This window comes from Pseudomonas mandelii (assembly GCF_006438925.1).
GTDB classification, from domain to species: domain Bacteria; phylum Pseudomonadota; class Gammaproteobacteria; order Pseudomonadales; family Pseudomonadaceae; genus Aquipseudomonas; species Aquipseudomonas mandelii_C.
The window spans coordinates 1-12,253 of record NZ_RCZA01000014.1 but is presented as its reverse complement, the minus strand read 5'-3'; the positions used below and the strand labels follow the sequence as shown (position 1 = coordinate 12,253).

General features: G+C 51.1%; 9 protein-coding genes. 6 read left to right on the top strand and 3 right to left on the bottom strand.

Features of this window, described 5'->3' with window-relative positions; genetic code table 11:
- Positions 1-45 precede the first annotated feature (45 nt).
- The 5 genes from EAH74_RS27645 (at position 46) to EAH74_RS27625 (ending at position 6,620) form a co-directional block, all read left to right on the top strand.
- Positions 46-1,347: a site-specific integrase gene (locus tag EAH74_RS27645; protein WP_140682760.1), complete on the top strand. Its 1,302-nt coding sequence runs from the start codon at positions 46-48 to the stop codon at positions 1,345-1,347.
- A 134-nt stretch (positions 1,348-1,481) separates the two neighbouring features.
- Positions 1,482-3,221 (top strand): hypothetical protein, encoded by a 1,740-nt coding sequence (locus EAH74_RS27640; RefSeq protein WP_140682757.1) that lies wholly within the window; start codon positions 1,482-1,484, stop codon positions 3,219-3,221.
- 7 nt (positions 3,222-3,228) lie between these two features.
- The gene (locus EAH74_RS27635) at positions 3,229-5,274 is read left to right on the top strand and encodes a hypothetical protein (protein WP_140682754.1); all 2,046 of its coding nucleotides are present in this window, start codon (positions 3,229-3,231) and stop codon (positions 5,272-5,274) included.
- Between the two features lie 15 nt (positions 5,275-5,289).
- Positions 5,290-5,703, top strand: coding sequence for a hypothetical protein (locus EAH74_RS27630; RefSeq protein ID WP_140682751.1), 414 nt, complete (start codon positions 5,290-5,292; stop codon positions 5,701-5,703).
- 182 nt (positions 5,704-5,885) lie between these two features.
- Positions 5,886-6,620, top strand: a complete 735-nt coding sequence (locus EAH74_RS27625; RefSeq protein ID WP_140682748.1) for a hypothetical protein — start codon at positions 5,886-5,888, stop codon at positions 6,618-6,620.
- A gap of 261 nt (positions 6,621-6,881) precedes the next feature.
- On the opposite strand, the gene gapS6b is transcribed toward EAH74_RS27625, so the two are convergent.
- Both gapS6b and gapS6a read right to left on the bottom strand, forming a co-directional pair.
- A complete protein-coding gene (gene gapS6b / locus EAH74_RS27620) occupies positions 6,882-10,223 on the bottom strand; it encodes a GapS6b family protein (RefSeq protein WP_140682745.1) in 3,342 nt (1,113 codons plus the stop codon).
- A 20-nt stretch (positions 10,224-10,243) separates the two neighbouring features.
- On the bottom strand, positions 10,244-10,585 hold the full coding sequence (gapS6a, locus tag EAH74_RS27615) for a GapS6a family protein (protein WP_140682742.1): 342 nt from the start codon (positions 10,583-10,585) through the stop codon (positions 10,244-10,246).
- Between the two features lie 387 nt (positions 10,586-10,972).
- Between gapS6a and EAH74_RS27610 the strand changes: the two genes are divergently transcribed.
- On the top strand, positions 10,973-11,521 hold the full coding sequence (locus EAH74_RS27610) for a hypothetical protein (RefSeq protein ID WP_205012928.1): 549 nt from the start codon (positions 10,973-10,975) through the stop codon (positions 11,519-11,521).
- 442 nt (positions 11,522-11,963) lie between these two features.
- On the opposite strand, the gene EAH74_RS27605 is transcribed toward EAH74_RS27610, so the two are convergent.
- Positions 11,964-12,253, bottom strand: a 290-nt coding sequence (locus EAH74_RS27605) for an integrase core domain-containing protein (RefSeq protein ID WP_140682739.1), incomplete at its 5' end; no start/stop codon positions are given.

Here is a 12,253-nt window from a genome sequence, read left to right as displayed (position 1 = left end):
AGACAGAAAACCCCTAATACAAACTCCGACCAGAAGTGTAAAGACATGGCATTGAGGATCAAGGACTACAAAGCTAAGGACGGGAGCCGGTTCTCATTGCTCATGGACACGGAGGGGGATGGGTTCCCACTGTACTTCCCAACTGCTTACATCAGCATGCGTTTGGCCAGCCTTACGGCAAGTACGCAGCGGGTGAACCTGTACTGCCTGAAGAAGCTGTACGACTGGGCGAACGAAAAAAAGATCGACCTGGATCACCGGTTTGCGACGAAGAAACTGCTCTCTGTGCCGGAGGTGGAATCGCTTGTGCAGTCGCTGTCAACCAACACGAAAGAGCGGGATGGCACCAGAATCAAGGGCGCGCGCGTTAGCTACTACCTGGATATCCTGATCGACTATCTCGGATGGTTATTCGGACACTGGATTAAGGACTCGAATTCAGAAGAGAACAGGTTCCTTATCGAACGCTTACAAGCAAATTTAGCTGAGCGAAAACCTAAGAGTGGCTCGAAGTCGCAAGCTAAAAGGCGACGCATCGCCAAGAAGTTAACTGATGCGGCAGACACAGCATTGCTGGAGCTGTTCGAATCGTTTGACGATAAAAACCCAGAAGATCCAAGAAAAGAAAATCTGGAATACGGCACCTCAAGGTTAGAGCCAGTATCAAACTTCAAGCGTGGGCTCGCGTTTCGAAACGCATTGGCCCTCAGGATCCTTTACGACCTCGGCATCCGTCTTGGTGAATTGCTGAGTTTAAAATATTCAGACTTCATCCCGGCGTCGGGAGGAGAACACGCTTACATCAGAATTGAGCGCAATCACGACGACGAATTCGACCGACGGATTAACCAACCCGTGGCCAAAACACTCGGCCGCACCCTCCCTATCTCCGAACAGCTTGAGCAGATGATGTTCACCTATTTGGGAGCGTATCGTGCCGAGATACCAAACGTCGGCTTTGATGATGATTCATTCATCTTCGTCAACCACAAGAGCGGACTGAATCAGGGCCGTGAAATTGAGATTGCAACGTTTCGGTCTGCGCTGGCGGTGGTCATCAATCGCGACAAGAGACTCAAAGGGTTACACCCTCACCTCCTTAGGCACCACTGGAACTACCGTTTCTCGCAAGACTGCATTAAACGGGGTTTAAGTGACCAGAAAGCCCGAGAGGAACGAGAGCACTGGATGGGGTGGGTCGCTGGCTCTCAGTCTGCTCTCGACTATGACTTGCGAAGTATTCAACAGTCCGCCAACGAGCACGGGCGCGCGATCGCGTCGGACACTGCAAGAAACAAATCGGATCGCAAGCGACCCACTAACAACAGAAATGGGGCCGGTGATTGAGTAAGGATCTATTGGAATAGACATCACTTTTGCGCGGAACTCGTTACGTGCCGCCATAGCCGTATTCAGGCTGGTGCCGAACGCCCCTCGCCCGACAACAAAATATAAAAAACAAATTACCGGACGCTTGCATAATGAACACAACAACAGAAGTAGCTGACGAACTGACGCAGCCTCTAGATTTCGAAGACCCGAGGCAAGATGATCTCGAACTTCTAGAGGAGTTCGACCGTAACAACGCAAAGCACGCAGGAGCATATTCCGTCGAATTCATTCACAAGAAGGTGATAATTGCGGGAGCCTATCATAAAAACATCACATGCATTTTGAAATTAGACAGCCAGACTCTAATTGGCTTCAAATCCACAGTCAAAGCAATCGCTCAAAGTGGTTCACGTGGGCCACTCACACTGAGAAGCAACATCGGGACGCTCGAAAAAGCCTTGCGAGATGTTCCAACTAAAAAATTTACGCCGACGACTTTTCAAAACCTGATCAAAAACAAAAGCAACTCAGTCGCCAATATACTTCGATTGCTTTTCAACATCTGGTATCGACTGGGCTACCCTGGGATGACTTCAGAAACAATCGATGCCGTAAACTCTTTGAAACGGCCCTCCTCCCGCCCTCGCGCAAGGATAACTTCTGACGATCCTACCGAAGGTTGGTACACATCTCAAGAATACGACGATCTGATTGACGCCTATTGGATGGATTACGAGAGTGGCAGGGTTGGTTTGCGTGACACTACGGCATTGCTGCTCAACGGCCAATATGGTAGGCGCGGTATTCAACTAGCAACTCTTAAGGTTTGTGACTTTCATTGTGAAGATGAAACTGACGGTATCTCGGGCAAGCGGGTCAGCTTTCCTGGCGCTAAGGACAGACAAGCGGAAGAATGGTTTCGCGGATCAAAATTTGAGACACATCCGATGGGAGATGACCTTTGGGATTTGTGCCAACTGCAAATAAAAGACACTATATCCAACCACGAAAGATTTTTTCAGTGCGAACTCACTCCATTCGAACGCAATCAGTTACCCTTTTTTCAGAAAGATCCGAAAAAATTAGTTTCTCTCAAAAACAACCGATCACAGTTATTTTCGGATAATAGCTATTCCACATCACCTTTACATCTCAGACCTGGCGGGATGGCAATCATTCTCAGCAATAATAAAGGTACTCCGGTCATTTCCCAGCGCACGGGACAGCCAGTGCGTCAATTTGCTTACCGGATGAGGTATACGCGCGCGAGACAACTCGCGCGTTTAGGAGTACCACGCGTTACTCTGCAGTATTGGTTGGGACAAGAGTTTGAAAACTCACTAGAGCACTATTACAACGATCCTGCTGAAGATGCCCGATTGCTGAATGACGAAATGCAGATAATTCTGGGGCCACTTGCTCAAGCATTTTCTGGCTCGATTCGCGATAAAGAGTCAGACGCCATACGGGGCAATGACCCATCTAGCCGAGTTGAGCTGGATGGACGGCACAGTGTGGGTAGCTGTGGCGAACACGGCTTTTGTTCAGCATCAGTGCCCATTCCTTGCTACCGCTGCTCAAAATTTGAGCCATGGGTCGATGCTCCACATGACGAAGTTCTCATCAGGCTGATTGAGCGCCAAGAAGAGGAAAACAACATTAATTTGCCGAGCAAGGCAAGACGGATGCTCGTCCCGTTGCAACTGGATAAAGACATCGCAGCGGTGAAGCTTGTAATTAAGCTATGTGACGCCCGTAAACAAGAGCTCAATAAACAAGAATCCAACAAGCAAGGAAACGATGAGTTGAAGGAGGATTTGACGAACAAGCGCCCAGGTAGTCCGGAACAATCATCACGAAAAAAACATCCTGTGGCTGAGAGGGAGTAAAATAAACATGACCAATGCGATCCCATTTCATTCGAAAGCCCAGTTAACCAACCAAAAAAAATTGGCAAACTACATCCACTTGGCTCAGCATATAAGTCCTGTTTGGAAAAGTTTGCCTGGTTTTTCGTGGAGTGCAAACATTTGGAACACCCCGCGCGGCTTACTTCGCTTTATGAAATATGGTGTTAAATTGCACTCAAGAGCGTTGCCTACGCCGGAACAACAGTTTGATCCAGGCTACATGGAGTTTGCCAAGGCATACCTGCTCAATAGCAGACGAGGTGATCCCTCAAAGGCGTTTCGTGTCGACTATCTTGCCGTGCAGATTATTGATGCAGCTCTGATTGAGGTGGATGGCTATGCGGACATAACCCGGTTATCGCCGCTGCATCTTGAGAAAGCGATTGATATCATAAAAAAGAGAAAGAAGGGCCAGCTTAACGCAGCCGTAGCTCTTAAAGCTCTTGTTCGTGTAGTGGCGCAGCAGAATATTACCTCTCATAACCTAAAATACTGGGAGCATCCGTTCTCAGCAAAGGATTTAGCAAAGGATGAAGAGCCTACGAGATCCTCTCTTCCAGATGACGACGCACTGCTGGCATTTGCAGAAATTTTCTCTCGGGGTTACCACGCCGACTTGGATGATGAAGCCGTTTATGTATCAAGCATTACAGCAATTTTGCTGTCGGTGCCTATGCGAATCGCGGAAAAAATGCGCCTGCGGCTGGACTCATTGAAATCAGAAACAGACAAAAAAGGGGGAATACAGTGGTACCTGCACTACTATTCCACCAAAAACAAGAAAATGGTCACGAAAGGCATCCCTGCGGTAATGGCAGACCATTGCCGAGAGGCCTTTAGGCGGTTGGAGAGCATTACCCAAGAAAGTCGTAAGTTGGCGCGTCATCTGGAGAGCGGCTCAACATCATTTTACCCGCACCCTGGAGTACCTGATGTTCCGCCCGATCAGATCTTAACGATGCAGGAAGTCTTGGAGGCTCTTGGCCGGCCGACAATACCGTCTGCTGAATCCCAGATGAAACGCCTCGCGGGCAATTACCAACTTGAAGGCTGGACGCTTAATACACTCTGGGAAGTTGTTCGCGCTTATAACATGCGGAAAAATCCATTCTTTCCCTATCAAGTGAACCCTGATCTGTACCCTGTAAAACCGCCCAAAATGTCGGAATCTTTACTCTGCTTCCGAACTTTCCAAATCAGCGAGCTCAAACCCACCAGCCCTGTGCTACTCGCGCCTACCAACCAGCATCACTACTCTATACGCGTCGCGCCCAGCAAGGTGAGTTCAGTCAATGGCAAGACCTATGAGTCTTTTTTGAGTCGTCACGGGTATCCAGATACCTCGGTAAGATCACACCAACTGCGTCACTTTCTGAATACGGCAGCCAAAGAAGCGGGCCAAAGCATCGAATTTATTACGCACTGGAGCGGTCGAGCGTCGGTCAAACAGACCCGCGACTATATCCACCTAGACCCTAAACGGGAGGCCCGCAAGCTTAGCGAAAGCCTCATCCCTGTTGCAGACGTGACGCCAGAGCCGATTACGGCAGCCGAATACGACGTTCGCAAAAAAGGCGCCATCATCACCACGCGTTACGGCATATGCATGCACCCCTGGACGACAAACGTCTGCCAGAAATCAGCTGATTGCCTTAACTGCTCTGAGCTTTTGCACTGCAAAGGGCACAAAAATTCCCTTCAAGCCGTGAAGGTTGAACGGGATCATGTGGCGGAGAATCTTGAAGCGACGCTGAAAGAGATCGAAGCGGGTAACCGGCCGGCTACACGCTGGGTGGATACTCATACTCGCTACTTGGAAAGGCTGAACCAAATCGTGGCCATGCACGAAAACCCGGATATCCCTGATGGTAGCCCTGTGCAGATGGCGGGCAAAGACTTCACGCATGCGAAAAGAATTTTGGCTAAGAAGCATCCGCAGCTCGACAAGGACAGCGTAGTTACTGACATTCTGGACGACATCTATGACGATGATCTGCGCCTGTGCCTTGACGAAATGATGGGAATGAAATGATGGGAACCAACTGACATGCCTCGCGCGTTTACCCCCAAAGAACTGAAAGCGATCACAAATCTCGTTAGAGACTGGCCGACCGATAAAAAGCTGACCTGGGATGCCATTTGCCAGGCATCAGAATCGGTGCTGGATTTCGTTCCCACACGCCAGGCGTTCGTGGACAAGCCGGCGGTGATCAATGCCTACAAAGTCCGAAAAGCCGCCATCACATCTCATCGAGACAGGCTTGCGAGCGTTCCAAAACCTAAGAGCCTTACCGCAGCAGCAGAGACGATCGCGCGGCAGCAATTGCAGATCTCTCAGCTAAAGGATGAGCTGCAGCGGATGGCGGATATGGCGCGACGCTTTATTCACAATGCCGTGCTGCACGGCCTGAAACGTGAGGATCTGAATGTGCCTTTGCCCAAGCATGATCGCAAAGAGTGACGGCATGTCCAGTCGCCTTACGACGTTGGGCTTCAGTATCAAGTGCTCCCCAGCGGTTCAAGTATGCTATCGCCCTTCCCGACCCCATCCGGGCAGATGTTAGGCCGCTATAAAATTTGCCCGCCCACAACCACAACCACAACCACAACCACAACGAGCTATCGAGCCAGGGAAGACCAAGAATGGACAGTTCAGACCTCACCAGCCCAATTACTTACGACGAAAGACTCGTCGTTTTCTTTGACGTCATGGGCTGGAAAGCCCACGACTCAGATGCAGGCAGCGACCCAGTAAAGGTCGGACTGCTTTCGCTCATACCTAGATTGCTGAAGAGCTCGACCATCTTGCAGGCAGCGGGATCAGGGGATGCACAGATCACCTCTTTCTCCGACTGCTGCGTTATCAGCCTTCCGTATAAGCAGGAGACGCTTTCGCAGGTCATTTATGGGCTCTCCAACGTGTTTGTAGGCGCGGCTGTAGCGGGATTTCTACTTCGAGCCGGCGTCACCGTAGGAAATATTCACCACGACAACGATATTGTATTTGGCCCGGCCCTTAACGTCGCTCACGGCCTGGAGTCCGCCGGGTTTTACCCTCGGATTATCTTGGACAAAAGCATTCCAGCGCTAAAAGACGTCGAGCTCGTTGACGGCATGCTCGGTGATGATGAGCTCGGGGCCTACGTCGATCCGTACGCACTGCAATTCATCAAATCAGACTACCTGAGGAAAGAATCATTTCCCGATGGAAAGTTTATGGGCATACCAGGGAACAAGGCGGTTGAAATTTACACCGTGCTGCTTTTGCGTCTCGAAGCGATATTGAGCAAGGCCGAAGGTGATAAACCGAAAAAACAGGTGAACTGGCTTTACGCCCGGGTGAGGCAGCGGCACAAAGACATACTCAATGGCAGGTGAGTACCAGACCAGCAGCGTTTGCCCACTTTAGCTCCACGCTGAGATCTTCCGCTTAGGACGTCTGCGTGACCAAACCTGGGCAAGTGATGGTCATCGAAAAATCAACGCATCGTTTATTAGATGAGTCCGGTATGTGGCTCCTGTAAAAGCACACAACACAGAACAACGACCGCATCATCACTTCGCAAAGACGTGAAACAAAGAAAGCTCTCAGCCATGTGGATCACAGGGCCGATTATGCCCTCCCAAGATTTTTCGCTGCTATTGATGACCCGCTTCCACGTCACTCGAATCCATCAGCTGGCTCAGCGACTGTAGGTTCTCCTTGATGGCCTCGATGTCCATGAAATGACCTTTCGCAAAGCCCATGTAATGACCAATGACGAAATTCTTGAGTGGTGTGTTGAAGCTGATCGATGATCCCATGTACATCATCGCCGCTGCCATTCGATACTCGGCGGTGCCTTCGTCAATGGCGGCCAGAAAGAGCCTCATTCCGTGGTTGAAAACGTGTGAGGTGTAGGTCATCCAGGGTGTATAACCAGGCCTTACCGCTTTATGACTTTTCCCCGAATAAAACTGGCTAGTGAGGTGAGTCAAGATCATATCCAGCAGGAAGAATGACTGGTCGTTTTTCAGAAAAATCTGATGCCCGTGATTCTGGATAATCTTGAACAAAATAAACCCGGCCAATGCATTCGGGTTCGCGGCCAGATGATGGATCTCGCTGAAGGTAAGCGGTAAGGGAAGCGTGCCTAGTGAATAAAGCAAGAGCCCATGGCGTTTGTGCTCAAAGTCGAACGGTGAACTGGCCATCGTACGCGCAATAAGTGCGTTAGCATTCACAGTTTTGTATCCCGTGGAATGATGGAGTGCGGCAAACGCGCCATCCATGCAAAGCCACGGAATATCGTTGGCAAACGACAACTGCATCGCGTCGTACACCGTTGAGTCGATGCCATCTCTGATGGAATAAACCTCAAGTACGGTGTCATGCAAAACGGGATGGACGACGGATGCATTATCCAGAATCAAACGCAGCGCCTGAAGGATGTGCCCATCACGAGCCTGGAGATCCGAAGCAGTGGTGCGAAACAGCCTGCCACCTTCAGTCACGCCCAACATCATGAAGGATTCGCTAGAGATTTCCTCAAACCACCGGCTGAGCGCCTCGTTGGTGGCAGCCGGCAGGATGAACGAGACGCCGGTGTTCAATAAATGCTGAACCAGATCCGTGACGGCTAGATAACCGATGCTATAGGCATCAAGCACAACCGCTTGGGGATCGGCATCACCTTCAGCGAAGAGCCACGATTTAGGGATGCCAACGTCAGTCCAGCAATTCAGCGCTCCTTTAAAAGCATTGTCCGGATACAGGGCATGACCACGTATGAACAACGGGATATTGTCGATACTACTCAGCTGCTTTTTGTTTTCTACGCCTAACCCCAATTTCTCTTCCAAGAAAGGCACAATCTGTTCCGTGTCCGACGGCATTTTCATCATCGCGAAGCAGTCGCTACCGTCGTTGTTGATATGCCTGAGCTTAAGAGCGATCCGCAAGCAAGCCACATAGGGCGGTAGGCGCTCTTGAACCTTATAGCTAGTCATACCCAAGTTAGCGCTCTCGCCAATGGGCAATCTCTGGAGTAGCTGCGCCAATTGGCTTGAGGCGTTCAACGTGCACTCATTCGAAGGCTGATGATCATCGACGATCAGTCTGATCATCGTGCTTGCGTCCTGCTCAAACTGAACAGCGGCCTTACATTGTTCCAACTCTAGCGACACCTCAAACCCGTTCCAGCCGCCTATGCCCAATCCAAAATGGAAATTCACAAGCTCAACCGCGCGCGCCCTGGGATCTTCGATAAACCATTGCACCCATCGGAGTTCTGCGCGCTTGAAACCTCCTGCTTTGGTGAGGAGGTAGAGTATCGCCACTACATCGCGCGAATAATCCTGCAGAAGTGAATCAGGGATGCGTTGGTGAAACTCTTGGCGCTCGGATTCATTTCGATAGCGGTCACGCAAGTAACAACCTCGATACCAGCAATGCGGCACCTCGGGCGCAAGGACGATCATCTGATCACTGATCTTGATAGCCGATGCAATCTCACCCAGTCGCTCATCTCTCAACGAACAAAAACTCATGAGTGTGAGAGACGTATCTGCCCCTGCAACCCGCGCTAGAACGTCATCGAAGGTTTTGTACTGCTGCGTCTCCAGCAGACATTTCGAGTGCATAAGTACATAGGGAGACGGCCACAAAGCGTGGTCAGGGATCAGTTGAGAAGTAACGCCAATCGACTTGTGAGGCAATTTGGCATCGAACAGCTTTTCAGCGAGTTCGAACATTCGTTCGGGTGCGATATCTGAGATTTTGTCTCCCCAGTCGCTTACGAAGAGCTCCACCTGTTGAGCCAACTCATTTCGCTGCAACAGGTCATCGTCCTCTTCAGCGCTGCGGAATGCGCGGGCGACAAGTTTGAGGAATGCAACTTCCATTTCCGACGCTTCGCCAATCAGTGTTTCCTTGGACAACCACTCGCCGATCTCAACTGGGGTCGCGAGATGGATGAATGGAATCACGTCTTCAACCTTATGAATATTTGCTGCAAGAAACTGCCGACACCACGCGGCTCGCTTCTGCGGGCTCTCTTTGGCATCCCAGAGGTCTTGCTGCCATTCGGGAAGGTGCGTGCAGTCTCCGGCGATAGCTTTGAATCTGGCGGCCGTTTCGGGATGGATAAGCTCGAATACTTGGAGATTCTTTTTGAGTACTTCGAACAGCGCGGGCGGAGCCAAGCCCTGATAGGTCTCAAAAATCGGGCATGCCATGTTATAGAGGCGAACGTCGGTACCGTCCGACCGCTCCAGGAGCTCGATGACCTGCGCGGTGAGGTCGTCCAGGCGCTGCTTCACCTCAGGCGTGTTCAGCCACAGGTGCCGGGAGAATAAATGGCGATTGAGATCAAAGGCACCCGCCAACACTTGAAGGACGTCCGCGTTGTAGGACTTGTGGTCATCACTCAGACGCCTTGCCATACGAATCGCAAAGTCAGCCAGCTCCAGCCGAAGAGCACCTTCTACGATCCCTGTCAGCTCCCCTTCCGACAGGATGAATTGCCGACTTGCCGCCTCAAGCTGGGTTGCATCGGCGTAGGAGCGCAGGAACGCTTCTTTGGCATACGGCCCTGGGGCAGGCTCTGCGAGGTAATGCTCTTTTGCCGCCGTCTCCCGTTCGGTGTGACGGGATAAGCGCAACAGTGCAGCTAAACAAACGTCTTTGACAATATCGTTTTTGGCTGATGCTGCGATTTTCGAAACCGTTCCCCAAGCAGTGTCCTGCTCCTCTGCCTCGACCAGTTCACCATAGATAGAAATGACTTCAACCAACGCTGCTGCTTCAGCGTCTTTCTGGGCCATCGCCTTCAGCATCGCCATCTGAATTTTTGCAGTGGCCAGGTCTTTTTTGCGCAGGCTCTCGAAGACCATTTCCATTGGAATAAGCAGATCAGACGGAGCCAGCGATTTGATCTCTATGTAGATCTTGTCCCTGACGTTATCACCGCTGCCACTGTGGTGCTGCTCAATGCTTTTCAAGCGCGCTACCCCAGATCGAATTACTTGACGATTTTGTTGCCGGCGACGTTGTCACCGCTACCACTGTGGGTCTGCGTCACGTTAGTGATCGTGGAATGCGCGACTACCGCCGTCTTCGCATTGATATCCCGAATCAAACCAGTAATTGCGGGCGACTGTTCAAGACGACGAGAAATCGCCACCTCGCTCATCTCATCATTGATGCCCAGTTTGGCCAGCTCTTCAGCCACAGCCTCGGCTACAACATCCTCTTTGATCCATTCACTCAAGCGCTCCTTGAGCATTCCAGCACTCAGTTTTAGGCCGTGCTTGAGGACGTCGTACACCGAGCTTGCGATGATTCCAGTAGTAATAAAGTCCATTTCGGATGTTCCTTTGATTGAGTGAATTCGTGACAGACATGGCTTAGCCTCATGCGCGGTATAACCTACTATTCGCATGTCCATGCGTCTGGCTGGGCGAAAAGAAAAGACTTTTTTTAGCATTTCACCACCGCGTATTAGACTGGATGTTACACCGACGTTCTAGCGGAATCTCAATGGGTAGAAATATCTATTACGGGCTGTGGTGCATGTAGCAGCCAGCGTCCATGCCCTTTGTACTTGTTCTTTGCGGATCAACCACTCACCCAAACGGCTTGAGATGCTAGCCGACGTAGGCTAACCGCTGCCACACCCGCTTTTTTGTCATTAGCCCTTCACGGCGTATCGTGACCACCACATTTCTAACAATGGATTGGAGCATGCTGAATGGAAATTTCACGGAGCACGATGTACGAGCTTTTTGAAGAAGCATTCACCCGCTTCCTGATCAAAGACGCAGCTAGCATCAGAGATAACACCGCCGAAAGAAATCTCTGCGGTCGGCTCGCAATGCAATTCGAAAATTTGCTTCCCTCCTACAGCCTTGAAGGTTACTGCGCAGATCCTGAGTACAACAGAAAGCAAGGTGGACAGATCAAGACTGTCCTATCGGACAATACGGAAGTGATCAACGTCACCTGCGATCTCATCGTGCACAGTCGTGGAGAGAAAGGACGAGATAATCTGATCGCCATTGAAATGGCCAAGCCCGACAAAACTGCTGAACAGATACACTCGGATAGGCTACGGCTTATGGCTCTCACCAAAAAGAGCTTTGACGATGTCTGGTCATATGACGGTGTCACTCATCCCGAGCACGTCTGCGGATACATGCTGGGGGCGTTCATCATGGTCGATCGCATCAATCAGGTTGCATCGGTTGAGTTCTTCGAAGACGGAGCGCCGAAGGCTAACAGGCGAGCATTTGCTTTGTAGCTTGTCTGACCTGACGGCAACGCTCCTTCGAGCATGGATGGGCTACCGACGTCTAGGGTGAGGGAAATGCAGAGCCGATGACGCAGAGATGGAAATCGGCGCTTTCCGCGCAATGGGTTGGCCGGGCGCATAAAACATCCCGGCCCGGCAACCATAGCGGTAAGCACGTTGCACCCGCTTCTACCGTTGCAGCCGCTCCAAGAGTTGCCCCCAAAAGAATTCAGCAGCCCCCCCTCTTGGCTCAGTTTGTTCGCGCGCCCTGAATAGCGCCCCCCGTCAGCGTCTTGAAATAGATGGCCTGATCGTCAACCTCGACCGACAACGCCTCGTTGTATCCGTTGCTAGAGATCTGGTCGGAATGGGTAATGCTGTTTCGATCGAAACTTTCACCGATAGCGATGGTAGAGCCGTTTGCGCTTCCCTTTAGCTGCGACTGTAGTGGTCAACTAATCCCGGACACGACGTTAAGTTTTTCTTCGGCCCGAGCTGGTGCCAGCCCACCGTTGAATTGATGGGGGCGAATCCAGTTGTACCGATGCATCAAGAAATGGCTGATATCGCGCTGGGCTTCTAGGGCCGTTCTGTAACCCAGAGTCGGTATCCATTCGGTTTTCAAACTGCGGAACACGCGCTCCATCGGCGCATTGTCCCAGCAATTTCCCCGGCGACTCATGCTCTGGCGCATGCGATAACGCCACAGCCTCTGGCGAAATAAACGACTCGCGTACTGCG